Origin of the sequence: Achromobacter ruhlandii, assembly GCF_902859695.1 — a bacterium.
Classification (GTDB): domain Bacteria; phylum Pseudomonadota; class Gammaproteobacteria; order Burkholderiales; family Burkholderiaceae_B; genus Achromobacter; species Achromobacter ruhlandii.
Map to the genome: position 1 here is coordinate 16,558 of NZ_CADIJL010000021.1, position 26,277 is coordinate 42,834.

Genomic DNA, 26,277 nt, shown 5'->3' on the forward strand with positions numbered 1-26,277 from the left:
GTGCGTTACACGTGATTGCTCGACTTGTCTGTTGCCTTCGCCGTCAGAGGCTGCATGTTCGGGATCATCGCGTAGGTGGAATAGGCCAGCGAGACCAGGCCCACCCCGAACTTCATGACCGGAGGCAGATTCTTGACCATATGGGCCATGTTCTTGTTGAGCATTCCCTTGGAGTAGTCCGTCGCGAAGTTCGCCGCCACATTGTAGAAGCCACTCGCGCAGATGAGATTGAGCGCACCCAACGTCACCATGGGTTTGTCGTCCTTCTTGGCGCCGATGAAGATCGTGGCGATGGCCGGAAATGCGCCGAGGGTATTCTTCAAGCTCGAAACGCCCGCCAGGCTGTCGCGAATGACGGGTTTGAAGGGGCCCACCTTTTGTTGATGGACCTCCAGGCCGTTCAGCAGCGAGCCGACACCAGCCAGAAGCGTCGAAATCGCACCGGAATACTTCTGCAGGCTGCCTTCGGGGGCCGATGCCGTCTTTGCGGTACCGACTGTCGTGCTGGCCACGTCTTTGACCAGGTTCATCGCCGGGGTAATGGTCATGGAAACCTCCTTCGACTGTATGGGACTGAATTTCAGGCGTAATTAGGGGCAGCGGACGCTACCGGCGCGTCGACTTGCGCGTCGGATGCGGCGCCGCCGAAGGCGTACATCTCTCCGGTTTTCAGGCCGTGGGCGATTTGCGCTGCAACCAGGCTGAAGTGCGTCAAGGCGAGCACGAAGGCTTCGGCATTCCAGTCGGCGGCTTCGGGCGCGAACCGGGAGTGCAGCGTCAGGCACTTGGCGGTGGCCCGGTACCCGATGGAGAACTTGCCATCCACCTGGAAGGTGGCGTTCAACCCCAGGCAGGCGAGCAGCATCCGGCTGGGCATGTCCTGGTCGGCGGCGCCCAGCGTGGCGGTCAGGGCCAGGTGTTTGTCTATCAAGGGGTGGGATTCCACCAGGAGGTCGACGCCTTCGTCGACCTGAAACGCGCAGTCACCTGCTTCCGTCAGCACCGGCGACCAGCCGAACTCCCCTCCAATTTCCTCCAGCCAACGATGAAGGTCCATTCTCGTTTGCGTCATGTCTCGCTCCTTGGGTTGAATCCATCTGAGTAACCACGATTCCCGCGGGAGTTCCATTTTCTTGAGCGTTGTCTTTACGGCCGGCCGAAACTGGCCTACCGTGCAAGACAGCTTGATGGCCTGCACCGCCGGTTTCCACCCTGAGCGGTACAGGTCACGGCTGAAGTTCTGTTTTATCAACACGTTGCGTTGGAGATGAAAGAGAATGACCGATACCCTCATCCAGGTCGACCTGACCCAGTCCCCGTACGAGAACAAGCAGATCCACAACCGCTGGCATCCGGATATCCCGATGGCCGTCTGGGTCAAGCCCGGCGATGATTTCATCCTGGAAACCTACGACTGGACCGGCGGCGCCATCAAGAACGACGACAGCGCCGACGACGTGCGCGACGTCGACCTGTCCACCGTGCACTTCCTGTCCGGCCCCGTCGGCGTCGAAGGCGCCGAGCCCGGCGACCTGCTGGTGGTGGACCTGCTGGACATCGGCGCCAAGCCCGATAGCCTGTGGGGCTTCAATGGCTTTTTCAGCAAGAACAACGGCGGCGGTTTTCTCACCGACCATTTCCCCCATGCGCAGAAATCCATCTGGGATTTCCACGGCATGTTCACCTCGTCGCGCCACATCCCGGGCGTCAGCTTCGCCGGCCTGATCCATCCCGGCCTGATCGGCTGCCTGCCCGACAAGAAGCTGCTGGACACCTGGAACCAGCGCGAGCAGGCGCTGATCGACACCAACCCGAACCGCGTGCCGCCGCTGGCCAATCCGCCCGCGCCCAAGACGGCGCACATGGGCGCGCTGCAAGGGGCCGAGCGCGAGCGCGCGGCGGCCGAGGGCGCGCGCACCGTGCCGCCGCGCGAGCATGGCGGCAACTGCGACATCAAGGACCTGTCGCGCGGGGCGCGGGTGTTCTTTCCGGTCTACGTCAAGGGCGGCGGCCTGTCGGTGGGCGACCTGCATTTCTCGCAGGGCGACGGCGAGATCACCTTCTGCGGCGCCATCGAGATGGCCGGCTGGGTGCACATGCGCGTCACGTTGATCAAGGGCGGCATGGACAAGTACGCCATCCGCAACCCGATCTTCAAGCCCAGCCCGATCACGCCGGCCTACAAGGACTTCCTGATCTTCGAGGGCATCTCGGTGGACGAGGGCGGCAAGCAGCACTACCTGGACGTGAACGTGGCCTACCGCCAGGCCTGCCTGAACGCCATCGAATACCTGAAGAAGTTCGGCTATTCGGGCGCGCAGGCGTACTCGATCCTAGGCACGGCGCCGGTGCAGGGGCACATCAGCGGGGTGGTGGACATCCCCAACTCCTGCGCCACGCTGTGGCTGCCGACCGAGATCTTCGATTTCGACATCCAGCCCTCGGCATCGGGGCCGGTCAAGCACATCAAGGGCGGCGTCGACATGCCCTTGTCGCGCGACCGCTGAAGCGTTCGCGCAGGGAGACCGACATGCCCATGTATGACTACGCTTGTGCCGACTGCGGCGAGTTCGCGGCGCTGCGGCCGCTGGCGCAATGGCGCGATCCAGCCGACTGTCCGCGCTGCGGCGCGGCGTCGAATCGCATCGTTGGTGGCGCGCCCGCGATCTCGGCGCTGTCGTCGGCCGTCAACCGTGCCCATGCCGCCAACGAGCGCAGCGCCAACGAGCCGCGCAGCTCGCGTGCCGGGCACGGCATGAATTGCGGTTGTTGCGCGGGCGGACGCAAGTCCGGCAGGACCCGCGCCACGGCCGACGGCGCCAAGTCCTTCGCCGGTGCGCGGCCCTGGATGATCAGCCACTGACGCCGGTGGCGATTCCCGTCGATGACGGCCCGCATGCCGGGGCGTCATCGACGGCTCGCCAAGCGGTGGCGTGGCGCGTGATCCCGCCGCCTGCAAGGCGCGCGCGGCGTGCAATCAAGCGAGGCTGCCGCCTCGCTTTTTCTTACCGCGGGGCGGCTTCCAGCGGCGCCACGGCGGCGCCCTGGATCTTGTGGCGCGCCAGCGCCTCGGCGACGAAACCGCTTTTCTTCATGGCTTCGACAAAGGCGGCCAGGTAGGCGCTGGCCTTGGCGCCACGGCGCTTGGGCACGCCCATGGCCTGGCGGATCAGCATGAAGTGGCCGTCCAGCAGGCGCAGGCCGCCCAGGCGCTGGGCGTCGGCTTGCAGTTGCTGTTTGACGCCGGCGGCCACTTCCATGTTTTCCTTGACGAAGGTGTCGACCACCGCGGGCGAGGTGGGCGCGCGGAACAGCTCGGCGTGCTTGATTTCGCGCGTCAGGTACAGGTCATAGGCGCTGCCCTTGCCGACCACCACGCGCTGGCCGGCGCGGTCCACCTCTTCCATGCGGGTGATGGGCGAATCGTCGCGCACCAGGTAAGCGCCCTCGATCACCACATAGGGCGCGGTGAAGGCGATCTGCTCGCCGCGCAGCGGATCGATGGCGAAAAAGCCCACGTCGGCCTGCTCGGCGGCGACCGCGTTGACCGATTCGCCGGCGGACTTGAACACCACCAGTTCCAGCCTTACATCCAGCCGGCGCGCCAGCTCGGTGGCCAGGTCGACCGACACGCCGCGGGGCGCGCCGGTGTCGGGATGGCTGTTGGCCAGGATCGGGTTGCCCAGGTTGATGGAGGCGCGCAGCGTGCCCGTCGGGGCAAACGCGTCGAGCAGTTCGTGATCGGTCTTCATGGATCTTCCTTCCTCGGGGGGACGCCGCCGGTGTCGCGGCGGCGCGGCATGTGCAGCCCAAAGAATAGCCGCAAGCGGGGCGCTTGCATGCCGCTGGCGGCGCCGACGGCAGGGCGCGGGGCCCGCCGCCGGCGCGGGGCCGATGACGCCGCGCTATTGCGCGCGGCGCAGCACGTAGTGCGGCGCCAGCGGACCGGTGGGGCGGGTGCCGTCGCGGTACAGCATGATCACCTGGTTCTCGGCGACGAAGTAGCGCTGGCTGTCGCCGGAGGCGTCCAGCCGGATGGTGCTGCCGTCGGATTCCCAACTGAAGGTGCCGGCCACCGCTTCAGGCTGCGGCTGGCGATCCAGGTATTGCGTGGTGCGCTCGTAGCGGCCGTCCTTCATCAGCGTCAGCCGGGTGCGGATGCCGGGGCAGTCGGCGCAGGGCAGGGTGCCCTCGTAGCTGCCGGGCCAGTCCAGCGAGTCGCGCGCCGTGTGGTTGTCCACGGGCACGGCGGCCGTGTGTCGGGAAGGGGCGCAGCCGGCAAGCAGGGCGACTGTCAGGGTGCAGGTCAAGGTGGTTTTCATCATGGCGAGCTCCTGTGTTGCGGTGCGCCCACGATACGGACGCACGCCCATCCTTGCTGAAACGGGATGTAAAGGCAAGCGCGGCGGGCCCGCCGCGCAGGCGCGCAATCCCGCCGGGCCCGGGACCCGGAGCGCGTCAGCGCGGGGCCACGGCCAGCAGGCCCGGATGGGGCGCGCGCGCGGTCAGGATGGTGCCCGTCACCGACTCGGTGCAGAACAGCGTGCGGCCATCCTCGCCGCCAAAGGCCAGGTTGGTGGTCGACATGCCCTTGGGGCTGCGCCAGACGATCAGCGGTTCGGCGCGAGGGTTGAGCAGCCACACGTAGCCCAGCCCCGGATTGCAGACCAGCAGGTTGCCTTCGCGATCCACCGCCAGGCCGTCCGGGCCGCTGGGGCCGTACGAGGTGAAGAACTGGCTCACCTTGCTGACGCTGCCGTCCGCCATCAGCGGCACGCGCCAGACGCAGTTGCCGCGCGTCACCGCCAGGTACAGCACCTTGCCGTCCGGCGACAGCGCCACGCCATTGGGGCTGGGGATGTTGTCGAGCAGGCAGTCGAGCTGGCCGCCGGGACGCAAGCGGTACAGTCGGCCGCTGGGATCGTGCAGGCCGCTCTGGCCCTGGTCGGTGAAGTAGATATTGCCCTGCGCATCGAAGGTCAGGTCGTTCACGCCCTTGAAGCGTTCGCTGTTGCGCCGGGCCAGGTAGGGCGTGACCTGGCCGCTGCCCACGTCCAGGACCATCAGGCCATTCTTGTAGTCCGTGATCAGCAGTCGGTCGTCGTCCAGGAACTTCATGCCGTTCGGTTCGCCGTCGTATTCGGTCACCAGGGTCCACTGACGGTCGGGCCCGATGCGGAATACCCGGCCCCAGGGGATGTCGGTGACGTACAGATTGCCGTGGCGGTCGAACACCGGGCCTTCCAGGAACGAATCGACCGGCGCGCCGGCGCGGTTGGCGTCGGCCCAGTCGCTGCGCTGGAGGCGGCGGAAAGGGTCGGGCATGGCGCTCCATGCTTCGAAGGGCGCCACCTCGGGCGGTTGCAGGAAAAACATGGCGTCTCCTCGGTGTCTATTTGGCGTCGTAGCCGATGCTGCGGGCCACGTTGCCCCACATCACGTTGCTGTCGGCCAGGATCCGGCCGAACTCCGCCGCGTCGGCGGCGCGCGGCTCGGCGCCCATCTTGGTGGCGAAAGTCTGCATTTCCTCCGACGCCATGGCCTTGGCGACCTCGCGTTGCAGGCGCTCGGTGACTTCCGGCGGCGTGCCCTTGGGCGCCCACAGGCCGGTCCAGTTGACCACGCCGAAATCCTTCACGCCAGCCTGCGCGAATGTCGGCACGTCGGGAAGCACCGCCAGCCGCTTGGCGCCGCTCACGGCCAGCAGGCGCAACTGTCCGCCCTGCGCCGGCCCCATCAGGCCGGTGGTCGAGGCGAACTGGAAGTCGATCACCTTGCCCAGCACCGCCTGCGTGGCTTCGGCGGCGCCCTTGAACGGCACGTGCATGAATTTCACGCCCGTCGCCCGCGCCAGCCCTTCGGCGGCAAAGTGCGGCGTGGTGCCGGCGCCGCCCGAGCCGTACGTCACCGAGTCGGGCTTGGCGCGCGCCCGCGCCAGCAGGTCGTCGAGCGTGCGATACGGGCTGTCGGCCACCACCGCCAGCGCCATGGGCGCGAAGATGAAGGCCGTGACCGGCTGCAGGTCCGCCGCCGGATCGAAGGGCAGTTGCTTGAAGATGTGCGGCAGCAGCGAATAGGTGGTGTCGTTGGCCACCAGCGTGTAGCCATCGGCCGGCGCGCGGGCCACCTGGCTGACGCCGATGGTGCCGGTCGCGCCGGGCTTGTTCTCCACCACGAAACTCTGGCCGGTCTGCGTCGACAGCATCTGCGCGACCTTGCGCGTGGCCACGTCGACCGCGCCGCCCGGGCCGTAGGGCACCACGATCCGCACGGGGCGGCTAGGCCAGGCGTCGGCGGCGTGAGCGGCGGTGCCCGCCAGCAGCGGCACGGCGGCCACGGCAAGCAGCGCGGCGCGGCGCAGGAAGGGGCGGGTTCGATTGCGGTGATTCATTTGTCTTCCTCTGTTTTTATGGTGGGAGTGTCATTCGGCCTTGAGCCCTGGCTCGCCGCGTCATTCCTTGTGGATGCCGGCGTCGGCCAGGATGCGGGCCGAACGTTCCATCTGGTCGTCGATGAAGGCGCGGAATTCGGCGGCGGTCGAGCCCACCGGCTGCGCGCCGAGTTCCTGCAGGCTGTGGCGCAGCGCCGGGTCCTGCAGCGTGGCGCGCAGCGCCTGCTCGATGCGCGCGGCCACCTCGGGCGGCACGCCGGCCGGCGCCAGCACGCCATTCCACTCGTACACCGAATACTGCGGCACGCCGCTCTCCGCGACGGTGGGCAGGTCGGGCAGCGCCGCGATGCGCTCGGGCGATGTCACCGCCAGCGCGCGCAGCTTGCCGCTCTTGACCAGCGGGTAGGACGCCGCCATGTTGCTGAACATCATATCGATCTGGCCGCCCATCAGGTCGGTCAGCGCCGGCGCGCCGCCCTTGTAGGGGACGTGGGTGAGCTCCAGCTTGTTGCCCTGCGCGTACCAGGCGGCGGCGATGTGTTGCGCGGTGCCCTGGCCGGGCGTGCCGAACGTCAGATGGCCCTTGCGCGCGGCGGCCGTGAGGTCCTCGATGCGCTGGTAGGGCGACTGCGTCGGCACCACCAGGAGGTTGGGCGTCAGGCTGATCAGCGAGATCGGCAGGAAATCCCGCCGGCTGTCATAGCTGAGTTTCTTGTAGAGCGAGGGATTGATGGCGAACGCCGTGGCGTCGTAGAGCAGCGTGTAGCCGTCGGCGGCGGCGTGCGCCACGCTGGCCGCGCCGATGGTGCCGCTGGCGCCGGGCTTGTTCTCGACCACCACGGTCTGGCCCAGGCGCGCGCCCAGCTTCTGGGCCACCAGGCGGGCCTGGGCATCGGCGGCGCCGCCGGCGGAATAGGGCACCACCAGCTTGAGCGCGCGGTCGGGGTAGTCGGCGGCGGCCACGCTGGCGCAGAACGCAAGCGCCAGGGGCAAAAGGCGGAACAGTTTCACGAGATCGTCTCCTTGTGGAAAGCGCGCCGCCTGTGCCGGCGGCTGCGCCTGGTTGGTTTTTTTCAGCGTTTCAGACCGTGGCGATGGGCGTGGCCGGTGAGCCGGCCGCGCCCGGCAGGCGCAGCGGGGGCGCGGTCAGCAGGAAGCGGTGGCGTCCGTTGGCGCGCAGCCAGCGCGCCAGCGGCGTCAGCCACCACAGTTCACCCAGGTGGATGCCGTTCTTGAACAGGCAGTGCTCATGCAGCGGCAGGCGCGGGCGGCGCAGCGGCGTGGCCGCGCCCCCCAGGGCCACCGACCGCACCAGCTCGACGGCGGGATTGTCGGCAATCAGGCAGGCCAGGCGCGCGTCGACAATCCAGCGCAGCAGGCGCGCATCGTCGCCGTCCAGGCCGCTGCCGGTGGCGTGCAGGTGCGCGACATCGGGCTGGCGGTTCATCGACATCAGCGTGTCGCCGAAGCCGGTGTGCAGGCACACCATGTCGCCCGGCTCGATGGCCACGCCGTCGGCCTCCAGGATGCGCATCAGCGCGTCGTAGCCCACGGCGGTGCGCGTGCGGCCGACATGGGCCTCCAGGTCGATCAGCACGGCGCGGCCCTGCACCCCATGTTCGGCCAGTTGCTCGATGCCGAGCGCCCCGGCGCGGGGGCCGGGAAAGCGGGCCCAGTCGGCCACGGCCTGCGGATCCTCCGCGGCCGCCACGATTTCGGCGCCGGCCCGAAAGCCGTTGTAGAACACCGCCTCGGCCTGCCCGTCGCCATCGGCATCGAACCGGCTGCCCATGTGCGCCAGGCTGTCCCACTGCGTGGAATACTGCGTATTCATCAGCAGCACGTCGTCGCACACCACATCGGTGAGCAGCGGATCTTCCGACGCATAGGACCAGCAAAAGCCCTGGGCGCCCGCGCTCTTGCCATCGCGCAGCGTGGCGTAGCGTTGCGGCGGCAGGCGCCGCGGGTTCAGCGCCATGCCGCCCGGCACGTCCAGCGGCAGCGACAGGCAGAACGTCAGGCCCTCGCGGACTTCCGCGATGCCCTGCAGCACCTTGGCGCGGTCCACCAGGTTCATGCGGCCGCGCTGGTCGTCGGGGCCGAATTCGCCCCAGTTGCTGTCCGGCGGCGCGTGCTTCCATCGTTGCGGCATGGCGCGGCTCCTCAGGCGGGGGCGGCCGCGCGGGCCAGCACGTCCAGGGCATTGCGCGCGGCGGCCACGCCCATGTTGACGTAGGCGGCGCTGGTCACCCCGCCGACGTGCGGGCTGAGGAGAATGCGCGGCTCCTGCTGGAAGGGGTGGCCGGCCGTCATGGGCTCGACGGCGAAGCTGTCCAGGCCGGCGGCGCGCACCTGGCCCGAGCGCACCGCCTGCAGCAACGCGTCTTCGTCGACCAGGCCGCCGCGCGCGGTGTTGACCAGGACCACGCCGGGCTTGCATTGCGCCAGCGTCGCCGCGTTGACCATGCCGCGGTTCTCGTCGGTCAGGGGGCAATGCAGCGACACCACGTCGGCCTCACGCCAGATCGCGTCCAGCGGCACGCTGGCGATGTATTCGGGCAGATCGCGCGCGTAGGGATCGAAGCCGATCACGCGCATGTTCATGCCGTGCGCCATGGCGGCCATGCGCCGGCCGATGGCGCCCAGGCCCACCAGGCCGATGGTCTTGCCGTCCAGCTCCAGGCTCTTGTGCGTCGACTTGTCCCAGTGTCCGGCGCGCATGCGCGCATCCAGGCCCACGACCGATTTGGCGCAGGCCAGCAGCAGCGCCAGGGCATGTTCCGCCACGGCGGCGGCGTTCACGCCCACGGCGGCCACGACCTGGATGCCGCGCTGGGCGGCGGCGGTCTTGTCGATGGTGTCGGTGCCGCTGCCGTGCTTGGAAATCACGCGCAACGCGGGCGCGGCGTCCATGGCGGCGGCGCCCACCTTGCTATAGCGCACGATGATGGCGACCGGGTTGTGCTCGCGGCACAAGGACACGATTTCCTCTTCGGCGGGCGTCTTGCCGGCAAACACCAGATTGAAATCCTGCAGCAGCGCGATGGCTTCCGGGGCCAGGTCGGCCGCGGTCACGACGATGGCGGCCTTGCCTGTGGCGGTCTTGTTCACAGCGATTCCCCTTCCTTGAGCACGCCGGCGGCGCGCAGCGCGGCCGCCAGCCACTTGGCCTCGGTGTCGCCGGCCTGGATCGCGGCGATGCGCGCGGCCTCGTCGCGCACCTTCTTTTCGGCGGCCGGCAGCAGGCCTTCGATTTTCTCGCGTTCGACCACCACCACGCCGTCGGCGTCGCCGATGACGAAGTCGCCGGGGTACACGGTCACGCCGCCGACCGACACGGGATGGCCGATGCGGCCGGGCACGTTCTTGGTGGGGCCGTTCGGGTTGGTGCCGGCGGCGAACACCGGATAGTCCATTTCGATGATCTCGACGCTGTCGCGCGCCGCGCCATCCATCACCACGCCGGCGATGCCCAGCTTGCGGCAGGCGTGCATCATGATGGTGCCCATCAGCGCCGAGCTGAGGTCGCCCTTGCCGTCGATCACCAGCACGTCGCCCGGCTTGGCCAGCGAAATCGCGGCATGGATCATGAGGTTGTCACCGGGGCGCACTTCCACCGTCAGCGCCGTGCCGGCCAGCTTCATGCCGGGGTGCAGCGGGCGGATGCGGCCACTGAGCGCGCCGCGGCGGCCGGCCACGTCGGCCAGGATGGCCGGTTGCAGTGCCGCCGCGCGGCGCACGATGTCGGCGCCGACGCGCGGGAAGTCCTTGATGATGTCCTGGTTTGCCATGAGTGTTCCTGTGAAGAAGAGAAAGTCGGGAGGGCGGGTCAGGCCGGCTTGATGCCGGCATCGCGGATGACCTTGCCCCATTTGTCGAAGTCCGCCCTGCGGGTGGTGTCCAGGGCCTGCGGCGTGCCGCCGGCCAGCGTGATGCCGAGCTGCTCGGCCAGCGCCGTCAGCGCCGGGCTCTGCAAGGCGCGTCCGATCCCGGCGTTGAGCCGGGCGATGATGGGCGCGGGCGTGGCGGCGGGGGCGAACACGGCCTGCCATTGCTCCACCACGAAATCGCTGAAGCCGGCCTCGGCCATGGTTGGCACCTGCGGCAAGGCCGGCAGGCGCTGCGCCGACGTAGCGGCGAGCGCGCGCAGCGCGCCCGTCCGCACATGCGGCAGCGCGGCGGCGGCGGGAATGAAGGCGAATTGCACTTGCCCGGCCAGCGTGTCCTGCAGCGCGGGCGTGTCGCCCTTGTAGGGCACATGCAGGAACCGCGCGCCGCTCTTTTGCTGCAGCAGTTCGCCCTGCATGTGCAGGATCGTGCCCGTGCCGCCCGAGGCATACGCCAGGCTTTGCGGCGCCTTTTTCGCGGCCGTGATCAGGTCGGCGACCGTGTGGAAGGGCTGGTCCTTGCCCACCACCAGGAGATGGGGAATGGTGCCGATCATGATGACGGGGGCAAAGTCCTCCACCGGGTCATAGGTCAGCTTGCCGAGCACGTGCGGCGCGATCGCCTGGGGCCCGATCGAGGTGCCCAGCAGCGTCAGGCCGTCCGGCTCGGCGCGCGCCACGCGGGCCGCGCCAATGGTGCCGGTGGCGCCGGGACGGTTGTCGACGATCACGCGCGTGGCCAGCAGCGCATCCAGTTGCTGCGCGATGGCGCGGCCCAGCACGTCGGTGCTGCCGCCGGCCGGATAGGGCACTACCCAGGTGATGGTCTTGCCGGCGGGCCAATCCTGCGCGGCGCGCGCGCTGAAGGCCGCGCCCGCCGCCACGGCCGCGCCAAGCGCGAGGAAGCGCCGGCGCGAGAGGGAGTAAGAGGTCTGCATGGGTTGTCTCCGTGTTGTTCTGGTATTCATGCCGCAAAGCCGTACAGGGCCGCCGGGTTGTGCACCAGGACCTGGCGCAGCCGGGCGCTGCCGGCCCAGTCGGCCAGCCGGTCGAGCTGGCGCGCGTCGTCGGGCATGGGCTGCATGCCGGCCGACGCCGAGGCGTGGGGCCAATCGCTGCCCCAGACGATGCGTTCGGGATTGGCGTCGAGATAGCCGCGGGCCAGCGCGTCCAGCGCGGGATCCTCGATGCTGTGGCGCGGGCTGACGAGGTAGCCGCCCGACAGCTTGAGCCAGGCGCGGCCCTGGCCGAGCAGGCGCAGCACCAGGGCGTGGGCCGGATGCGCGCCGGCCTGCGCCGGGCTGATGCGGGCCATGTGATCGAACACGATCGGCGCCGGCAGGGCCGACAGCAGGCTGTCCAGTTGCGCCAGCCGCTCGGGCGGCATCAGCAACTGCACATGCCAGCCCAGCGGGGCGACCCGCGCCGCCAGCGGCAGGATCTGGTCGGCACGGCTCGTCACCCCCAGCGAGAGATTGAGCCGGATGCCGCGCACGCCAGCGTCGTGCAAGGCTTGCAGTTGCGCGTCACTTTCGCTGCCGTCGATCACGGCCACGCCGCGCGCCTGCCCGCCCAGTTGGGCCAACGCATCGAGCATGGCGCGGTTGTCGGCGCCATAGGTCGATGGCGTGACCAGCACCGCGCGCTGGGTGCCAAGGCGGGCCTGGATCGCGCGGTACTGCGCCATGGACGCGTCCGGCGGCAGCAGCCTTGCGCCCTTCACCGCCGGGTAGCGGGCGTCATACGCGTGGATGTGGCAGTCGCACGCCCCGGGCGGGGCGGCGGTGGCCGGCCTGGCGTCGCCGCTGGAGTAGGCGTAGAGGGCAGCCACGGCCGGATCACTCCACCTTCGCGCCCGAGTCCTTGACGATCTTGCCCCAGCGGATGCGGTCGTCGTGGATCAGCTTGGCGAACGCTTCCGGGGTGTCGGTAAGCACGCGCGCGCCCTGTTCCTGGTACTTGACGCGCAGCTCCGGCGTCTGGAGCGCCTTGTTGAACTCGGCATTCAGGCGCTGCACGATGTCCTTGGGCGTGCCGGCCGGCGCGGCCAGACCGAACCAGGTCACGGCCTCGAAGCCGGGGAAACCGCGCTCGGCGATGGTGGGCACGTCGGGCATGTCGGGCACGCGCTGCGCCGAGGTCACCGCCAGCGCGCGCATCTTGCCGTTGCGCACGTGGCCGATGAGCGTCGGCACGGAAGACAGGTACATGTCGATCTGCCCGCCGATCAGGTCGTTGGACGCCTGCGCCGCGCCCTTGTAGGGGATGTGCGTGAGCTGGATGCCCGCCGCGTTCTGCAGCTGCACCGCCGCCAGGTGGGCCACCGTGCCATTGCCGGAACTGGCGAAGTTCAATGCCCCCGGCTTGGCCTTGGCCGTCGCGATCATGTCCTCGAAGGTCTTGAGCGGCGAGTTGGCCGGCACCACGATCACCAGCGGCGCGTCGGCCACCAGGCCGATGGCGGTGAGGTCCTTCTCGGGGTCGTAGGGCAGCTTGGCGTACAGCGTCGGGTTGATCGCCAGGTTGCTGGTCTGGCCCAGCACCAGGGAATACCCGTCCGGCGCCGACTTGGCGACGGCGTCCACGCCGATGTTGCCGCCCGAGCCGGGGCGGTTTTCCGTGACGATGTTCCAGCCAGTGTTGCCGGCCACCTTGATCGCCGCTTCGCGGGCCAGCACGTCGGTGCCGCCCCCGGGCGGGAATGGCACGATCAGCCGGATGGGTTTGTCGGGGTAGCCCTGGGCGGCGCCCAGGCTGGTCATGCACATCAGGGCCAGGCCCGACAGCAAGCGTGCGAACGGCTTCATGTTTTGTCTCCGATGTTTGTTTTTGATGGAAGGAATTGTCGGAGGATGTTCCGCCTAATACAATACGAGTTCATACAGCGGAACATGTTTCATATGACGAACGATGACCTGACCCCGGAATCCCCCGACACGCCGGGCGAAGAGGGCGTGGTGGCCGTGCGCCGCGCGATGCGCATCCTCGAAGCCTTTGGCGTGGAGGATCCGCATCTGTCGCTGGCGGAATTGAGCCGGCGCACCGGCTGCCATCGCTCAACCGTGCTGCGGCTGGCGCGCACCCTGGCCATGGACGACTACCTGGCGCAGCGGCCCGACGGCACCTGGCGCCTGGCGCGCGCCGCCGGCTGGCTGGGCGCGTGTTACCAGGCCACCTTCAACATCGTCGAGGTGGTCCAGCCGATCCTGCGCGAGCTGTCGGCGGCGACCGGCGAAAGCGCGACGTTCTACGTGCGTGAAGGCAAACAGCGCATCTGCATGGCGCGCGTCGAAGGCCCCAGGTCGATCCGGCACCACGTGCGCGTGGGCGCGGCCCTGCCGCTGGAGCTGGGCAGCCCCGGCCGCGTGCTGCTCGCCTTTTCCGGCGAGCCGGGCGAACCCTATGAGTCGGTGCGCCGCGCCGGTTACATGGTGTCGCTGGGCGAACGCGATCCCGAGGTCTCCAGCATCTCCGCGCCGGTCTATGGCATCAATTGGACGCTGCAGGGGGCGGTGTGCATCTCGGGGCCGATTTCGCGCCTGGGCGAAAGCGTGCTGCATGAGTTGAAGGAGCCGATCCTCGCCGCGGCCAGCCGCCTGTCGCGCTCGCTGATGGGCGCGCGGCAAGGGCAGGGCGCCTGACGCGGCTGCGGCGATCGGCCAGGCCTTGCGCCGTGGCCGCGCATGTCCGCCGCCGCCCGCCATCCTGGCCGTATCGGCGCGGCGCGCCAATCAGGCACGCGCTACGCTCATCGGCGGGCCCGCGGCATCGTGCCGTGGGCGCGAAGGAGCCTCATCATGCAAGGAAGCTGTCTGTGCGGCGCCGTGGCCTACCAGGCGGAGCGCCTGGCCGGGCCGATCGTCCATTGCCATTGCGCCACCTGCCGCAAGGCGCACGCGGCCGCGTTCGCCTCGACCGCCCGGGTGGCGCGCGCGGATTTCCGCTGGACCCGTGGCGTGGACGCGCTGGGCGCCTATGAATCGTCGCCCGGCAAGATCCGCCACTTCTGCACCCGCTGCGGCGCGCACCTGATGGCGCACTGGGTGGCGCAGCCGCAGGTCATCCTGCGCGTGGCGACGCTGGACGACGATCCCGGCGCGCGGCCGCTCGCGCACATCCACACCGCGCACGACGTGCCGTGGCTCGATCATGGGCCGGGCGTTCCGTCCTATCCGGACACCATGCCGGGATAGCGCGCGCCGCCGTCCCGTTTCCGGCGCGTGGCGCATGCGCTACGCTAGCGATCTTTGCGCGCCGGCGTGGCGCGCCGCGAGGAAGCCGCAATGAAAGGCGAACACCATTACGACGTCGGCGTGACCTGGACCGGCAATACCGGCAAGGGCACCGCCAGCTACACCGCATATGCCCGCGACCACGTGATCCAGTCGCCGGGCAAGCCCGATATCACCGGCTCGGCCGACCCCGCGTTCCGCGGCGACCCGGCGCGCTGGAATCCCGAGGACCTGCTGGTGGCCTCACTATCGGCCTGCCACAAGCTCTGGTACCTGCACCTGTGCGCGGTCGAGAACATCATCGTCACGGCCTACCGCGACGACGCCCACGGCGTCATGCGCGAAGACCCCGAGCGCGGCGGCGCCTTCGCCTCGGTCACGCTGCGGCCCGAGGTCACCCTCGCCGCGGGCGGCGATGCCGGACTGGCCGAAGCGCTGCACGCCCGCGCCCACCATTTCTGCTACATCGCCAATTCGGTGAACTTCCCGGTGCTGTGCGAGCCGCGCATCGTCGTGGCCGGCTGAGACGGGAGGGCTGGCCATGACCAAGCCGACGATCTGGGGCCGGCGCAGTTCGTTCAACGTGCAGAAAGTGCTTTGGCTGGCCGGCGAACTGGGCCTGGCCTACGAACACATTCCGGCCGGCGGCCAATTCGGCCTGCTCGATACGCCGGAATTCCTGCGCATGAACCCGCATGGCCGGGTGCCGCTGCTGCGCGATGGCGACACGGTGGTGTGGGAGTCGCACGCGATCCTGCGTTACCTGGCCGCGCGCCATGGCGCCGAGGCCTTCTGGCCGGCCGATCCGGCGCGCCGCGCGCGCGCCGACGGCTGGATGGACTGGGCGCAGACGGCGTTGCAGCCCGCCTTCCTGTCGGGCGTGTTCTGGGGCTACTACCGCACCCCCGAGGCGCAGCGCGACCTGCCCGCCATCGCGCGCAGCCTGGCCGCCACCCATGCCTGCCTGCGCCAGCTCGACGCGGTGCTGGCCACGCAACCCTATCTGGGCGGGCAGGCCCTGACGCTGGCCGACATCCCCGCCGCCACCGCGCTCTACCGCTACTACGAGCTGGACATCGCCCACGAGCCCCTGGCGCACGTGCGGGCCTGGTACGACCGCCTGCGCGAGCGTCCCGCCTACCGCGAGCACATCATGGTGCCTTTCAGCGAATTGAAGGGGCGGCTGGATTTTTGACGGGCGCGGGCCTGTTAAGCTGTTCCTGGCCGGCGCGAGCGCACCGGCCCATCCTTTGCCACGTAGCCCTCTTCATGTCCCTGCCTCTATCCGACTGGCCGCGGCGCGCGCCCGAACTGGGTATCGCCGGCCTGCGCCTGCGCCCGCTGCGCGACACCGACGCGGCCGATTGGCATGCCTACCTGCGCGACGACAACGTAACCCGCCACACCAGCTGGCAACTGGACGGCCCGGACGCGCTGGCGGCGCTGATCCAGGGCTATGCCGATCCCGCCGCCAGCCATTGCGTGCGGCTGGCCATCGTCGAGACCGACGACCGCCTGATCGGCACCATCGGTTTGAACGAGATCGCGCCGGGCGCGCGCCGCGCCGAAATCGCCTATGACCTGGCGCCTTCGCACTGGCGCCGCGGCATCGCCACGCAGGCCTGCGAAGTCGTGTCCACGTGGGCCTTGCAGACGCTGGGCCTGGCGCGGGTGCAGGCCACCGTGCTGGATACCAATACGGCGTCGGCCGGCGTGCTGGAGCGTTGTCGCTTCCACCGCGAAGGGCTGCTGCATCATTACCGGCAGGTGCGCGGCGAGCCGCGCCATTTCTGGATGTACGCGCGCATCTGGCCGCCTCCGCTGGTAGGCGCCGAATGCGGCTAGGCTTGCTTTCCCACGCCGCGCGCCCGCTGTGGCCGGGCCGCCATTTCCTTTCGCGAGAACCATGACTTCCGCTTTGATTGTGATCGATGTGCAACGCGCGCTGTTCGAAACCGCGCCCGAGCCGGCCGATGCCGGCGCCGTGCTGGCGCGCATCAATGACCTGGCCGGGCGCGCCCGCGCCGCCGGCGCGCCGGTGATCTACGTGCAGCATGAAGCGCCCGGCGGCAAGCTGGCGCATGGCGAGCCCGGCTGGCAGCTCGACACGCGTTTGCGTCCCGCCGATGGCGATGTGCGGGTGCGCAAGACCACGCCCGATTCCTTCCTGCGCACCGGCCTGGACGATGCCTTGTCGCGGGCGGGCGCCACGCATCTGGTGGTGTGCGGCTATGCCAGCGAGTTCTGCGTCGATACCACCGTGCGCCGCGCCGCGGCGCTGGGCTATCCGGTGACGCTGGCGGCCGACGCCCACACCACCCACGACAAGCCGCACGCGGCGGGCGCGCGGATCCGCGCGCACCACAACGCCACGCTGTCGTCGATCTCCAGCTTCGGCGTGAAGATCGCCGCCGTGCCGGCGGCCGACATTGGCTTTGGCGAAGCGAGGTAGCGGCCGATGGATCCGGAACTGCTGCAGTTGCTGGTGACGCGCACCATGCCTTTCGGCAAGTACCAGGGGCGCCTGATCGCCGACCTGCCCGGCCCATACCTGGCCTGGTTCGCGCGCAAGGGCTTTCCGCCGGGCGAACTGGGGCGCCTGCTGGCGCTGATGCACGAACTCGACCACAACGGCCTGTCGTCCCTGCTGGCGCCCTTGCGCCAGCGGTCGGCGGCGCGTTGAGCCGCGCGGGGAAACCGCAAGAAACAAATCTTGCCGGCGGCGTAGCGTCTTGGCACGCCCCGCGGCCGTGCGCGGGGCTACGATAGACCGGCGCGTTACCGGGCGGAGCACCTGGCCCGGGCGCGTTCAACAAAGAGAGGTCGTCATGAAGAAACTCCCGTTCACCGCCGTCCTGCTGGCCCTGGCCTGCCTGGGCGGCGCGGCCCAGGCGCAGAACGCGGCGCCGGTCACGCAGGAATACCAATATCCCAGCCAGCGCTCCAAGGACGGCAGCCTGTCGCCGCCGTCCACCTTGCGCATGACCGTCACGCCCGACCCGAACTCGGCGCCGGCCGTGATCCGCGACACGCCCGAGAGCCAGGCGCAATACGTGCGCTGCCGCGAGGTATCGGACCGCGCCGCCGTCTCCAACGCCCAGATGCAGGCCGGCGTCGCCCAGTGCCTGCGTGAACTGGAACAGCGTCGCCAGCAGCAGCAGTAGGCGCCGCGCCCGCCGGGCTTGACCCGGCAGGGCTGCGTCAGGCCGGGTTCGGTCAGGCCAACCCGCTGCAGGCAGGGCCTGGTCAGGCCGGGCCGGCTGCCGTGGCGGCCCTGGCCGATCCGCGCGCCCAGTGCCAGGTCATCAGGCCGGCGGCCAGCACCACCGGCAGCATGGCGGCATTCAGCGCCTCCCAGCCAAACGCGTCCAGCGCCGGACCGGCCGCCAGCGTCGCCATGGCGGTGGCCGCGTAGCGCAGCATTTCGGCCGCGCCCTGGGCGCGGGCCCGCTCGGAGGGACGGTACGACTGCGCCAGCAGCGTGGTGCCGCCGACGAACATGAAATTCCATCCCACGCCCAGGCAGAACAGCGCCGCGTAGAACGCCGGCAGCGATGGCGAGGCCATCGCGATCAGCGCGCAGGCCACGTTCAGCAGCATGCCCGCGCCCAGCACCCTGGGCAGGCCGAAGCGCTGGATCAGCGCGCCGGCGAAAAAGGCGGGCGCATACATGCCGACCAGATGCCACTGCATGATGTTGGCGCCGTCGCCGATGCTGTGGCTGCACGCCACCGCCGCCAGCGGCGCGGCCGTCATGATGAACATCATCGACACCGATCCCACCACGTTGTTGGCCAGGGCGGCGATGAACACCGGCTGGCGCGCCACCGCGCGCAGCGGGCGCGCCGGCAGTCCCCCCTGGACTTCGCCCGCGGCCACGGGCGCCTCGGTATCGCGGTAGAAGCCGAACAACAGGGCGGCGGACAACAGCGCCAGCAGAGCCACCATCAGGTAGGCGCCGGCAAACGTCACCGGCGCGAACAGGTCGCGGCTCCAGGCCGCCAGCGCCGGCCCGGCGATCGCGGCGATGACGCCGCCGGTCATCACCACCGAGATCGCGCGGCTCTTGGCGGCCGGCTCCACCGCGTCCGCCGCCGCCAGCCGGTAGTACTGCGCGAATGCCTGGAACACGCCGACCAGCGCGGTGCCCGCGCAGAACGCCCAGAAATCGGCATGGAACACCGCCCACACCGAGATGCCGCCGCCCGCCGCGCCAGCCAGGGCGCCCAGCGCGAAACCGTTGCGGCGGCCGATGCGCTGCATCAGCAGCGAAGCGAACCAGGTGACCACCGCGCCGGCGACGGTGATCAGCGCGAACGGCAGCGTGGACAGCGCCTTGTCCGGCGCCAGCATGTGGCCGGTCAGCGCGGTCAGGGTCAGGTCGATGGAGATGGCCGCGATGAACAGGCCCTGGCACACGGCCAGGATGCGGGCGTTGCGGCGGCCCGTGGCGGGCGAGGGCGAGGAGGGCATGGGAAGAAAAAGAGAGCGGGGGTTTGACAGTCCCCACTGTATCGACGCAGACTTTGGCGTGAATGACATAATTCCCTCAAAAAACGCCAATCCCGAACGCCAATCCCGAACGCCAATCCCGAACGCCAATCCCGAACGCCAATCCCGAACGCCAACCCCGAACGCCAATCCCGAACGCCAACCCCGAACGCCAACCCCGAACGCCAACCCCGAACGCTAGCCCCGAACGCTAGCCCCAACGCCGGCCCCACCCCACCTCAGCCCAGCCCAACCCCACCCCAGCCCCAACCCTGAACTCCCATCCGCCATGACCCACCACGTCGCCTTCCTGCTGGTGCCCGATTTTCAGTTGCTGGACATGTCCGGCCCGGCCGCGGTGTTCCAGACCGCCGGCCGTTTCGCGCAGACCGCCGCCGGCCCCGCGTATGCGGTGCACGTCGTCTCCGAACACGGCGGCCCGGTGCGCAGCTCCTGTGGCATCGGCGTACAGACGGTGTCCTGGCACGGCACGCCCGCCGATACCCTGGTGGTGCCTGGCGGGGAGGGCGCGCGCGCCGCCGCCGTCACGCTCGCCCTGCGCGCCCGCCTGCTGGCGCAGCGCCAGGCGGGCCGGCGCCTGGCCAGTGTCTGCACCGGCGCCCTGGTGCTGGCGGGCGCGGGCCTGCTCGACGGCCGCCGCGCCACCACCCATTGGCGCCATGCCGCAATGCTGGCGCGCGAGCATCCGGGCGTGCGGGTCGAGCCTGACCGCATCCATGTCCGCGACGGCGATACCTGGACCTCGGCCGGTATCACCGCCGGCATCGACCTGGCGCTGGCGATGGTGGAGGCCGACCTGGGCGCCGAACTGGCGGCCGCCACCGCGCGCGAAATGGTGGTGTATCACCGCCGCTCGGGCGGCCAGTCGCAGTTCTCGGCCCTGCAGGACCTGGCGCCCGACAGCGAGCGCATGCGCGCGGTGCTCGAACATATCCGCGCCAACCTGGGCGCGGCCCTGACGGTGGAGCATCTGGCCGAGGTGGCCTGCGTCAGTCCGCGCCAGTTCCTGCGCAGCTTCAAGGCCGATACCGGCGAAACCCCCGCCAAGGCGGTCGAGCGCATCCGCGCCGAGGCGGCGCGTGCCTGCATCGAGGCCGGCGACGACAGCATCGACAGCGTGGCGCGGCGCGTCGGTTTCATGGACAGCGAACGGATGCGGCGCGCCTTCCTGCGGGTCTACGGCCAGCCGCCCCAGGCGCTGCGCCGCGCCGCGCGCCGCGCCGCGTTGGCATGAGCGGGGTGAAAACGGTAATAACCGCCCCCCGCTCAGTAAAGCGTCGAACCGTGCCCCCGGGCTGAAGCGGGGGCGGGCGCTTGAAGGCGAGCCGCGCTATGGCGTGCCGGCCGCGCTTCTGTGTTTTCCATGGCAAGAGTCTTACAAACGCCTGCGCGTTGCGGTTTCTCCTCGAAAATGTATGAGAATAATTCTCAGTATTAACGAAGGAGAAGTACCCATGCGTTCTAGGTTCGGGAACAAGGCGCGGCGCGCGCGGTTGGCGCGTCAATGGCCGCTCTGGCTGGCGGTGGCGACGGGGCCGGCGCTGGCCGAAGGCACCCAGGAGGCCAAGGGCGCCGCCACCTTGCCCGCGGTCACCGTCAGCGGCGAGCGCGAAGCCGGCGCCACGCAACAGCCTACGCTGGGCAAGCTGCCCTTGAGCGTGCGCGAGACGCCCCAATCGATCTCCGTGATCGGCCAGGAACAGATCCGCCAGCAGAACCTGCACACCCTGGACGACGTCATGCGGCACGCCACCGGCATCACGGTGCAGCCGCACCATCACCTCACCACGGCCTACTTCGCGCGCGGCTTCCAGATCGAATCCTTCGAGCAGGACGGCGTGCCGGCCATGATGGGCAACCGCGCCGCCGCGCCGGAAGACATGGCCATCTACGAGCGCGTCGAAATCCTGCGCGGCGCCAACGGCCTGTTGCACGGCGCCGGCAATCCCTCGGCCACCGTCAACCTGGTGCGCAAGCGCGGGCAGCGGCAATTCGCCTTCGGCGGAGAACTCAGCGCCGGCAGTTGGGACAACTATCGCGCCGAAGTCGACCTGGGCGGGCCGCTGAACGACAGCGGCCGCGTGCGCGGCCGCGTCGTCGGGGTCATGGCCGACCGCGGCTTCTTCTATGAAAGCGCGAACGAGAAGACCGGCCTGTTCTACGGCACTGCCGAGGTCGATCTGGGCCCGGACACCGTGCTGTCGGCGGGCCTGCTGCACAGCCGCGTGCGCTCGCATCCGCCGCCCAGCATGGGCGGACTGCCGCGCTACAAGGACGGCGCGCCGATCGGGCTGCGGCGCTCGGTCAACCTGGAGTCCGCCGGCAGCCGTTCCGACTGGAACACGACGCGCGTGTTCGCGGACCTGGACCACCGCTTCGGCCAGGGCTGGCGCGCGCGGCTCAGTGTCGACCATCTCCGCTCCAATTCCGAGATGAAGTACCTCACCGTCAACGGCGGGATCGACCGCGCGACGGGCCTGGGCGCCAAGCTGTCGGGAGGAGGCATCAAGTACGACAACAGCCAGACCAGCGTCGACGCCTACGTCAGCGGTCCGGTCGAACTGTTCGGGCGGCGCCACGAGCTGCTGTTCGGCGCCAATTCACTGCGGACTTCGTACGAGAACCTGAATGCCGATGTCACCAGCCCTCAGTTGAACATGCCGATGGACGTGTTCCACTGGCATCCGCGCGATGTGCCCGACTACGACATCGGCCCCTACAAGTTCGCGAGCATCAATCGCGACCGGGAGCAGGGCGTGTACGGCATGGGCCGCTTCTCGCTGGCCGATCCGCTGACGCTGGTGCTGGGCGCGCGCATGGACTGGAGCCGGCTGCAAGCGCCCAAAGCGAGTCAGCGCACCAACGCCAGATTCACGCCCTATGGCGGCCTGATCGTCGACCTGGACCGGCAGTGGTCGCTGTATGGCAGTTACGCGCAGGTATTCATGCCGCAAATCGACCAGCTCGATCGCGACGGCCAGCCGCTCGATCCGGTCACGGGCACCAACACCGAGGCCGGCGTCAAGGGCGAACTGATGGACGGCGCGCTCAACGTGTCCCTGGCGCTGTTCCAGATCCAGCAAAAGAACCGCGCCCAGGCCGACCCGTCGGTGGTGTGCGCGGGCCGACGCTGCCCCTCGGTCGCCGGGGGCGAGGTCCGCAGCCGCGGCTTCGAGGCCGAGGCCGCCGGCGCCATCACGCCCTACTGGACGGTGGCGGCGGGCTACACCTTCAACACCACCAAGTACCTGGTGGACACGCGCGCCAGCGGCCAACCCTATGCCAGCTTCACGCCCAGGCACCTCTTCCGCCTGTGGACCGAGTACGCCCTGCCGGCGCTGGAGCGGCGCCTGAGCGTGGGCGGGGGCGTGCAGGTGCAATCGGGCTTCTACAACGTGGCCAAGACCATCACGCTGCGCCAGGGCGGCTACGCGCTGGCCGACATGCGCGTGGCCTACCGCGTCGACAAGCACGTCACGGTGGCGCTCAACGCCAACAACCTGTTCGACCGCGTCTACTACCAGCGCCTGAACGATGCCAGCTGGACCAACTACTACGGCGAGCCGCGCAATTTCATGCTGACGGTGCGTGCCGAGTATTGACCGTCGTCATCGGATGAGGCGGCCAGGGCGAGGCCCGTCACGCGGGGCTTGAGCGATCCCCGGCCGTCCAGCCAGCAAAAACTCCCGCGATCGCCATCGAGACCTCGGCGGTTGGCAGGGGCGAGCCGTGCCCTCGGCCAGTCTGGAGCCGGCCCGGGGCTCGGGATCCTGGCTCCGTCACTCTCCTTACCGGGGTGGCCGCCCGGGCGGGCTATGCCGCCGGTTTCGGCGGCGGGCTGCTGGCGGCCGTTGCCACCCTGGCATTCGGGACGCTGGCGCTGCGCCGCCCCGGGTGACATGGCGTTTCGGGCGGTTGCGGCTACACTTGTGCGCCGTTTTGCTTTCAAGCCCCCGAATTTCCATGATTTCCACCGCATGCGGCGTCGACTTCGGCACCTCCAACTCCACCGTCGGCTGGAGCCGCCCCGACCAGCGCGCGCTCCTGGCCCTCGAAGACGGCAAGACCACCTTGCCCTCGGCCATCTTCTTCCACGATGAAGACGCCGAGGTCAGTTACGGCCGCGCGGCCATCTCCGACTACCTGGCGGGCTACGACGGGCGCCTGATGCGCTCGATGAAAAGCCTGCTGGGCAGCTCGCTGATCGACGGCTCCACCGAGGTGCAGGGCCGCTCGATCCCGTTCCGCGTGCTGCTGACGCGCTTCATCGCCGAACTCAAGCGCCGCGCCGAGACCGCCGCCGGCCGCGACTTCACCCGCGCCGTGCTGGGCCGGCCGGTGTTTTTCGTCGACGACAACCCCGCCGCCGACCAGACCGCCCAGGACACGCTGGGCGAGATCGCGCGCAGCGTCGGCTTCACCGACATCGAATTCCAGTTCGAGCCGCTGGCGGCGGCCTTCGACTACGAGTCGCAGATCGACCGCGAGGAACTGGTGCTGGTCATCGACATCGGCGGCGGCACCTCCGACTTCTCGCTGATCCGCCTGGGCCCGGGCCGCGCCGCCAAGCCGGATCGCCGCGACGACATCCTGGCCTACGGCGGCGTGCACATTGGCGGGGTGGACTTCGACAAGCAGCTCAGCCTGGCGCACGTCATGCCGCTGCTGGGGCTGGGCAGCCAGTTGCGCAGCGGCAAGGACGTGCCGTCCACGCAATACGGCAACCTGGCCTGCTGGCACACCATCAACCAGGCCTACACCCGCAAGGCGGCCGAACACTTCGCCTACATCCGCGCCGAAGCCGGCGACCGCGACAAGATCGACCTGTTGCTGAACCTGGTCAAGCAGCGCGCCGGCCACTGGGTGGCGGTGCAGGTGGAAGAGGCCAAGATCGCGCTGTCGGAAGGCCCGGCCGCGCGCATCGACCTGTCGCGCATCGCGCCCGAGCTGGGCGTGGACGTGACGCGGCCGTCGTTCGACGTTAGCGTGGCGCGGCTGATCGAGAAGATCGAGCAGACCGTCGGCGTCCTGCTGCGCGACGCGGGCGTCGCCCCCGCCGACGTGGACACGGTGTTCTTCACCGGCGGTTCCAGCCGCGTGCCGCGCCTGCGCGATTGCGTCTCGGCGCTGGTGCCGCAGGCGCGCAGCGTCGAAGGCGACCTGTTCGGTAGCATCGGCGCCGGCCTGGCGCTGGACGCCCGCCGCAAGTTCGATTGATACACGGGGCGGCGAGCCTGCCGCCCCGAGATCCTCGGCGCTTGGGCCTGCGCGCCGCGCCCTGTCATATTGCCGGCATCGCCGGCCCCCTCGGCCAGCGCGTCGATCGCGGTGCGCGTCTTCGAAGGCAGGTCGCGCGCCCGCGGTGGCCGCATCGGCGATGGTCCGCAGGTCGTCGATGCGCAGGCGCGGGGGAGGGGGCATGATGCCCGTCATTACCATCACGCCCATCAGGTCCATGACGCGGCCATGACGGGCGCGGTGGTAAGCTGCAAGCTCTTCGCGCCGGCCGCCTTGCGTGGCGGCGCTCGCACCTTCCCACGCCGCGCCATGACCGACAAGTCCGATTCCCATCTGTTCGAAGAACGCGTCTCCACCGAGGCCGCCTACGATGGCCGCTTCCTCAAGATCCGCAACGACACCGTGCGGCTGCCCAACGGCAACACCTCCACGCGCGAGTACGTCGTGCACCCGGGCGCGGTGGTGGTGATCCCGTTGCTCGACGACGGCCGCGTGCTGCTCGAGCGCCAGTTCCGCTATCCGATCGGCCGCGTCATGACCGAATTCCCCGCCGGCAAGCTCGATCCGGGTGAAGACCCGCTGGCCTGCGGCAAGCGCGAACTGCTCGAAGAAACCGGCTACACCGCCACCCAGTGGGCCCGCGCCGGCGCGCTGCACCTGGCCATCGCCTATTCCACCGAGATCATCCACATCTACTTTGCGCGCGGCCTGCGCGCCGGCCCCCGGCAGCTGGACCAGGACGAATTCCTCGACGTCTTCAGCGCCCGGCCCGAAGACCTGTACGCGGCCTGCGCCAAGGGCGAAGTCACCGACGCCAAGACCCTGACCTGCACGCTGTGGCTGCAGAACGTGCTGTCCGGCGCCTGGCAGCTGGACTGGCAGGACCAGCCCGCCTGAGCGGACAGCGGTCTTCCCGGGCCCGCCCTGAAGGCCGGCCCGCGCCGCCGCCCTCACTAGACGAACGATCCCGCCGACCATGCCCGTCTTTCCCGTCCTGGTGCAACCGTCCGGAATGCAGTTCGAGGCCGGCGCCGATTCGACCCTGCTGGCGGCAGCGCAGGCCGCCGGCATCAAGCTGCCCAGTTCCTGCCGCAACGGCACTTGTCGCGCCTGCATGTGCCTGATGCTGGAAGGCGAGATCGCCTACCGCATCGAATGGCCGGGCCTGTCGCGCGACGAGAAGGAAGAAGGCTGGATTCTGCCCTGCGTGGCCCAGGCCCGCTCACCGCTGGAAATCCAGTCGTTGCAAGCCGCGCCGCTAGAACCGGCGCCGCCGGCGCCACCGCGGCCGCTGACGGGTGCGCGGCGCTAGGCCGTGGTCCGTCCTCCGCTCGCTGCCCGCTTTCCGCTTCCCGCTTCCCGTTTCCCGCTTTCCGCTTTCCGCTTTCCGCTTTCCGCTTCCCGATTCCCGATTCCCGCTTCCCGCTTCCCGCTTCCCGCTTCCCGCCGCCCGCCGCCAGCCGCCCGCCGCCAGCCGCCAGCCGCCCGCCGCCAGCCGCCAGCCGCCAGCCGCCCGGCACAGCACGGCAACCGTCGGAGTCGCGGTTGATACGAATAAGCATATAAGCGCGATTTTCCGGCTAAATCATCGCTGCCCGGCCGCGCATACTGCCTCCATGGCGTCAGGCATTCAGCCACGCCGCTTTTTTCAAGGAGCAGGACATGCTGGATTGGGTGAATTACCAAAAGGAACTGATGGGCCGCATCGGTGAACTGGGCGCGCTGACGCCCGACACGCTCAAGGGCTACCAGGCGCTGTCGGCCGCCGGCGCCAAGACCGCGCACCTGGATGCCAAGACGCGCGAATTGATCGCGCTGGCGGTGGCGGTCACGACCCGCTGCGACGGCTGCATCACGGTGCATTCGGCGCAGGCGCTCAAGCACGGCGCCACCCGCGAGGAAATCGGCGAGGCGCTGGGCGTGGCGGTGGCTTTGAACGCCGGCGCCGCGATGGTGTATTCGGCCCGCGTGCTGGACGCCGTCAGCGCGCACCGGCCGGGCTGACGGCCCGCGCAGC

Annotated in this window: 30 protein-coding genes; 16 read left to right on the forward strand and 14 right to left on the reverse strand. The window is 69.6% G+C overall.

Annotated elements, in window-relative coordinates; translation table 11 throughout:
* Nucleotides 1–5 precede the first annotated feature (5 nt).
* The gene (locus HV742_RS21785; protein ID WP_157810431.1) at nucleotides 6–548 is read right to left on the reverse strand and encodes a hypothetical protein; all 543 of its coding nucleotides are present in this window, start codon (nucleotides 546–548) and stop codon (nucleotides 6–8) included.
* 32 nt (nucleotides 549–580) lie between these two features.
* Entirely contained in the window at nucleotides 581–1,057 is a 477-nt protein-coding gene (locus HV742_RS21790) for a type III secretion system chaperone (protein ID WP_175146331.1), read from the reverse strand.
* Between the two features lie 220 nt (nucleotides 1,058–1,277).
* On the opposite strand from HV742_RS21790, the gene fmdA reads away from it, so the two are divergent.
* Entirely contained in the window at nucleotides 1,278–2,507 is a 1,230-nt protein-coding gene (gene fmdA, locus HV742_RS21795; protein ID WP_059271574.1) for a formamidase, read from the forward strand.
* Between the two features lie 23 nt (nucleotides 2,508–2,530).
* Nucleotides 2,531–2,863, forward strand: coding sequence for a zinc ribbon domain-containing protein (locus HV742_RS21800; protein ID WP_100507985.1), 333 nt, complete (start codon nucleotides 2,531–2,533; stop codon nucleotides 2,861–2,863).
* A gap of 142 nt (nucleotides 2,864–3,005) precedes the next feature.
* Here HV742_RS21800 and HV742_RS21805 read toward each other — a convergent pair whose 3' ends face one another.
* The 11 genes from HV742_RS21805 to HV742_RS21855 form a co-directional block, all read right to left on the reverse strand.
* A complete protein-coding gene (locus HV742_RS21805; protein WP_175146332.1) occupies nucleotides 3,006–3,752 on the reverse strand; it encodes an ABC transporter substrate-binding protein in 747 nt (248 codons plus the stop codon).
* Nucleotides 3,753–3,905: 153 nt separating this feature from the next.
* A complete protein-coding gene (locus tag HV742_RS21810) occupies nucleotides 3,906–4,325 on the reverse strand; it encodes a copper resistance protein NlpE (RefSeq protein WP_054415938.1) in 420 nt (139 codons plus the stop codon).
* A gap of 133 nt (nucleotides 4,326–4,458) precedes the next feature.
* Nucleotides 4,459–5,376, reverse strand: a complete 918-nt coding sequence (locus tag HV742_RS21815) for an SMP-30/gluconolactonase/LRE family protein (protein ID WP_068981133.1) — start codon at nucleotides 5,374–5,376, stop codon at nucleotides 4,459–4,461.
* Between the two features lie 16 nt (nucleotides 5,377–5,392).
* A complete protein-coding gene (locus HV742_RS21820) occupies nucleotides 5,393–6,391 on the reverse strand; it encodes a Bug family tripartite tricarboxylate transporter substrate binding protein (RefSeq protein WP_175146333.1) in 999 nt (332 codons plus the stop codon).
* Between the two features lie 60 nt (nucleotides 6,392–6,451).
* Nucleotides 6,452–7,402: a Bug family tripartite tricarboxylate transporter substrate binding protein gene (locus tag HV742_RS21825; protein ID WP_175146334.1), complete on the reverse strand. Its 951-nt coding sequence runs from the start codon at nucleotides 7,400–7,402 to the stop codon at nucleotides 6,452–6,454.
* Between the two features lie 70 nt (nucleotides 7,403–7,472).
* The gene (locus HV742_RS21830; RefSeq protein WP_175146335.1) at nucleotides 7,473–8,543 is read right to left on the reverse strand and encodes a cyclase family protein; all 1,071 of its coding nucleotides are present in this window, start codon (nucleotides 8,541–8,543) and stop codon (nucleotides 7,473–7,475) included.
* Nucleotides 8,544–8,554: 11 nt separating this feature from the next.
* A complete protein-coding gene (locus tag HV742_RS21835) occupies nucleotides 8,555–9,502 on the reverse strand; it encodes an NAD(P)-dependent oxidoreductase (RefSeq protein ID WP_254601212.1) in 948 nt (315 codons plus the stop codon).
* On the reverse strand, nucleotides 9,499–10,182 hold the full coding sequence (locus tag HV742_RS21840; protein ID WP_175146336.1) for an RraA family protein: 684 nt from the start codon (nucleotides 10,180–10,182) through the stop codon (nucleotides 9,499–9,501). The genes HV742_RS21835 and HV742_RS21840 overlap by 4 nt, the downstream gene beginning before the upstream one ends.
* A 38-nt stretch (nucleotides 10,183–10,220) precedes the next feature.
* On the reverse strand, nucleotides 10,221–11,216 hold the full coding sequence (locus tag HV742_RS21845) for a Bug family tripartite tricarboxylate transporter substrate binding protein (RefSeq protein WP_175146337.1): 996 nt from the start codon (nucleotides 11,214–11,216) through the stop codon (nucleotides 10,221–10,223).
* A gap of 26 nt (nucleotides 11,217–11,242) precedes the next feature.
* Nucleotides 11,243–12,109, reverse strand: coding sequence for an amidohydrolase family protein (locus tag HV742_RS21850; RefSeq protein ID WP_100507993.1), 867 nt, complete (start codon nucleotides 12,107–12,109; stop codon nucleotides 11,243–11,245).
* Nucleotides 12,110–12,116: 7 nt separating this feature from the next.
* A complete protein-coding gene (locus HV742_RS21855) occupies nucleotides 12,117–13,085 on the reverse strand; it encodes a Bug family tripartite tricarboxylate transporter substrate binding protein (RefSeq protein WP_175146338.1) in 969 nt (322 codons plus the stop codon).
* Between the two features lie 84 nt (nucleotides 13,086–13,169).
* Here HV742_RS21855 and HV742_RS21860 point away from each other — a divergent pair, with 84 nt between their 5' ends.
* The 8 genes from HV742_RS21860 (at nucleotide 13,170) to HV742_RS21895 (ending at nucleotide 17,674) form a co-directional block, all read left to right on the forward strand.
* Complete coding sequence (locus HV742_RS21860) at nucleotides 13,170–13,919, forward strand: IclR family transcriptional regulator (RefSeq protein ID WP_175146339.1); 750 nt, start codon at nucleotides 13,170–13,172, stop codon at nucleotides 13,917–13,919.
* A gap of 156 nt (nucleotides 13,920–14,075) precedes the next feature.
* Nucleotides 14,076–14,471: a GFA family protein gene (locus HV742_RS21865; RefSeq protein WP_064527794.1), complete on the forward strand. Its 396-nt coding sequence runs from the start codon at nucleotides 14,076–14,078 to the stop codon at nucleotides 14,469–14,471.
* 90 nt (nucleotides 14,472–14,561) lie between these two features.
* Complete coding sequence (locus tag HV742_RS21870) at nucleotides 14,562–15,035, forward strand: OsmC family protein (RefSeq protein WP_175146340.1); 474 nt, start codon at nucleotides 14,562–14,564, stop codon at nucleotides 15,033–15,035.
* A 16-nt stretch (nucleotides 15,036–15,051) separates the two neighbouring features.
* Nucleotides 15,052–15,705 carry a glutathione S-transferase family protein gene (locus HV742_RS21875; protein ID WP_063580093.1) on the forward strand — a complete coding sequence of 218 codons (654 nt, stop codon included), beginning with the start codon at nucleotides 15,052–15,054 and terminating at the stop codon, nucleotides 15,703–15,705.
* Between the two features lie 74 nt (nucleotides 15,706–15,779).
* Entirely contained in the window at nucleotides 15,780–16,355 is a 576-nt protein-coding gene (locus tag HV742_RS21880; protein WP_175146341.1) for a GNAT family N-acetyltransferase, read from the forward strand.
* Nucleotides 16,356–16,416: 61 nt separating this feature from the next.
* Nucleotides 16,417–16,962, forward strand: a complete 546-nt coding sequence (locus HV742_RS21885; protein WP_175146342.1) for a cysteine hydrolase family protein — start codon at nucleotides 16,417–16,419, stop codon at nucleotides 16,960–16,962.
* Nucleotides 16,963–16,968: 6 nt separating this feature from the next.
* The gene (locus HV742_RS21890; protein WP_049073045.1) at nucleotides 16,969–17,193 is read left to right on the forward strand and encodes a DUF3820 family protein; all 225 of its coding nucleotides are present in this window, start codon (nucleotides 16,969–16,971) and stop codon (nucleotides 17,191–17,193) included.
* Nucleotides 17,194–17,338: 145 nt separating this feature from the next.
* Nucleotides 17,339–17,674 carry a hypothetical protein gene (locus HV742_RS21895; protein WP_059271545.1) on the forward strand — a complete coding sequence of 112 codons (336 nt, stop codon included), beginning with the start codon at nucleotides 17,339–17,341 and terminating at the stop codon, nucleotides 17,672–17,674.
* An 82-nt stretch (nucleotides 17,675–17,756) separates the two neighbouring features.
* Here HV742_RS21895 and HV742_RS21900 read toward each other — a convergent pair whose 3' ends face one another.
* Complete coding sequence (locus HV742_RS21900; RefSeq protein WP_175146343.1) at nucleotides 17,757–18,983, reverse strand: MFS transporter; 1,227 nt, start codon at nucleotides 18,981–18,983, stop codon at nucleotides 17,757–17,759.
* 307 nt (nucleotides 18,984–19,290) lie between these two features.
* Here HV742_RS21900 and HV742_RS21905 point away from each other — a divergent pair, with 307 nt between their 5' ends.
* From HV742_RS21905 to HV742_RS21930, 6 genes are all read left to right on the forward strand, one after another.
* Nucleotides 19,291–20,256: a GlxA family transcriptional regulator gene (locus HV742_RS21905; protein ID WP_175146344.1), complete on the forward strand. Its 966-nt coding sequence runs from the start codon at nucleotides 19,291–19,293 to the stop codon at nucleotides 20,254–20,256.
* 220 nt (nucleotides 20,257–20,476) lie between these two features.
* Nucleotides 20,477–22,624: a TonB-dependent siderophore receptor gene (locus HV742_RS21910; RefSeq protein WP_175146345.1), complete on the forward strand. Its 2,148-nt coding sequence runs from the start codon at nucleotides 20,477–20,479 to the stop codon at nucleotides 22,622–22,624.
* A 361-nt stretch (nucleotides 22,625–22,985) separates the two neighbouring features.
* Nucleotides 22,986–24,239 carry an Hsp70 family protein gene (locus HV742_RS21915; protein ID WP_175146346.1) on the forward strand — a complete coding sequence of 418 codons (1,254 nt, stop codon included), beginning with the start codon at nucleotides 22,986–22,988 and terminating at the stop codon, nucleotides 24,237–24,239.
* A gap of 330 nt (nucleotides 24,240–24,569) precedes the next feature.
* On the forward strand, nucleotides 24,570–25,157 hold the full coding sequence (locus tag HV742_RS21920; RefSeq protein WP_049077675.1) for an NUDIX domain-containing protein: 588 nt from the start codon (nucleotides 24,570–24,572) through the stop codon (nucleotides 25,155–25,157).
* A 79-nt stretch (nucleotides 25,158–25,236) separates the two neighbouring features.
* Entirely contained in the window at nucleotides 25,237–25,572 is a 336-nt protein-coding gene (locus HV742_RS21925) for a 2Fe-2S iron-sulfur cluster-binding protein (RefSeq protein ID WP_175146347.1), read from the forward strand.
* A 350-nt stretch (nucleotides 25,573–25,922) separates the two neighbouring features.
* Entirely contained in the window at nucleotides 25,923–26,264 is a 342-nt protein-coding gene (locus tag HV742_RS21930; RefSeq protein WP_049073051.1) for a carboxymuconolactone decarboxylase family protein, read from the forward strand.
* Nucleotides 26,265–26,277 lie beyond the last annotated feature (13 nt).

What these genes read in the sequence shown, in the direction of transcription:
- HV742_RS21785 (WP_157810431.1), bottom strand. Translation starts at nt 548, where the DNA reads ATGACCATTACCCCGGCGATGAACCTGGTCAAAGACGTGGCCAGCACG.
- HV742_RS21790 (WP_175146331.1), bottom strand. Translation starts at nt 1,057, where the DNA reads ATGGACCTTCATCGTTGGCTGGAGGAAATTGGAGGGGAGTTCGGCTGG.
- fmdA (WP_059271574.1), top strand. Translation starts at nt 1,278, where the DNA reads ATGACCGATACCCTCATCCAGGTCGACCTGACCCAGTCCCCGTACGAG.
- HV742_RS21800 (WP_100507985.1), top strand. Translation starts at nt 2,531, where the DNA reads ATGCCCATGTATGACTACGCTTGTGCCGACTGCGGCGAGTTCGCGGCG.
- HV742_RS21805 (WP_175146332.1), bottom strand. Translation starts at nt 3,752, where the DNA reads ATGAAGACCGATCACGAACTGCTCGACGCGTTTGCCCCGACGGGCACG.
- HV742_RS21810 (WP_054415938.1), bottom strand. Translation starts at nt 4,325, where the DNA reads ATGATGAAAACCACCTTGACCTGCACCCTGACAGTCGCCCTGCTTGCC.
- HV742_RS21815 (WP_068981133.1), bottom strand. Translation starts at nt 5,376, where the DNA reads ATGTTTTTCCTGCAACCGCCCGAGGTGGCGCCCTTCGAAGCATGGAGC.
- HV742_RS21820 (WP_175146333.1), bottom strand. Translation starts at nt 6,391, where the DNA reads ATGAATCACCGCAATCGAACCCGCCCCTTCCTGCGCCGCGCCGCGCTG.
- HV742_RS21830 (WP_175146335.1), bottom strand. Translation starts at nt 8,543, where the DNA reads ATGCCGCAACGATGGAAGCACGCGCCGCCGGACAGCAACTGGGGCGAA.
- HV742_RS21840 (WP_175146336.1), bottom strand. Translation starts at nt 10,182, where the DNA reads ATGGCAAACCAGGACATCATCAAGGACTTCCCGCGCGTCGGCGCCGAC.
- HV742_RS21845 (WP_175146337.1), bottom strand. Translation starts at nt 11,216, where the DNA reads ATGCAGACCTCTTACTCCCTCTCGCGCCGGCGCTTCCTCGCGCTTGGC.
- HV742_RS21855 (WP_175146338.1), bottom strand. Translation starts at nt 13,085, where the DNA reads ATGAAGCCGTTCGCACGCTTGCTGTCGGGCCTGGCCCTGATGTGCATG.
- HV742_RS21860 (WP_175146339.1), top strand. Translation starts at nt 13,170, where the DNA reads ATGTTTCATATGACGAACGATGACCTGACCCCGGAATCCCCCGACACG.
- HV742_RS21865 (WP_064527794.1), top strand. Translation starts at nt 14,076, where the DNA reads ATGCAAGGAAGCTGTCTGTGCGGCGCCGTGGCCTACCAGGCGGAGCGC.
- HV742_RS21870 (WP_175146340.1), top strand. Translation starts at nt 14,562, where the DNA reads ATGAAAGGCGAACACCATTACGACGTCGGCGTGACCTGGACCGGCAAT.
- HV742_RS21875 (WP_063580093.1), top strand. Translation starts at nt 15,052, where the DNA reads ATGACCAAGCCGACGATCTGGGGCCGGCGCAGTTCGTTCAACGTGCAG.
- HV742_RS21880 (WP_175146341.1), top strand. Translation starts at nt 15,780, where the DNA reads ATGTCCCTGCCTCTATCCGACTGGCCGCGGCGCGCGCCCGAACTGGGT.
- HV742_RS21885 (WP_175146342.1), top strand. Translation starts at nt 16,417, where the DNA reads ATGACTTCCGCTTTGATTGTGATCGATGTGCAACGCGCGCTGTTCGAA.
- HV742_RS21890 (WP_049073045.1), top strand. Translation starts at nt 16,969, where the DNA reads ATGGATCCGGAACTGCTGCAGTTGCTGGTGACGCGCACCATGCCTTTC.
- HV742_RS21895 (WP_059271545.1), top strand. Translation starts at nt 17,339, where the DNA reads ATGAAGAAACTCCCGTTCACCGCCGTCCTGCTGGCCCTGGCCTGCCTG.
- HV742_RS21900 (WP_175146343.1), bottom strand. Translation starts at nt 18,983, where the DNA reads ATGCCCTCCTCGCCCTCGCCCGCCACGGGCCGCCGCAACGCCCGCATC.
- HV742_RS21905 (WP_175146344.1), top strand. Translation starts at nt 19,291, where the DNA reads ATGACCCACCACGTCGCCTTCCTGCTGGTGCCCGATTTTCAGTTGCTG.
- HV742_RS21910 (WP_175146345.1), top strand. Translation starts at nt 20,477, where the DNA reads ATGCGTTCTAGGTTCGGGAACAAGGCGCGGCGCGCGCGGTTGGCGCGT.
- HV742_RS21915 (WP_175146346.1), top strand. Translation starts at nt 22,986, where the DNA reads ATGATTTCCACCGCATGCGGCGTCGACTTCGGCACCTCCAACTCCACC.
- HV742_RS21920 (WP_049077675.1), top strand. Translation starts at nt 24,570, where the DNA reads ATGACCGACAAGTCCGATTCCCATCTGTTCGAAGAACGCGTCTCCACC.
- HV742_RS21925 (WP_175146347.1), top strand. Translation starts at nt 25,237, where the DNA reads ATGCCCGTCTTTCCCGTCCTGGTGCAACCGTCCGGAATGCAGTTCGAG.
- HV742_RS21930 (WP_049073051.1), top strand. Translation starts at nt 25,923, where the DNA reads ATGCTGGATTGGGTGAATTACCAAAAGGAACTGATGGGCCGCATCGGT.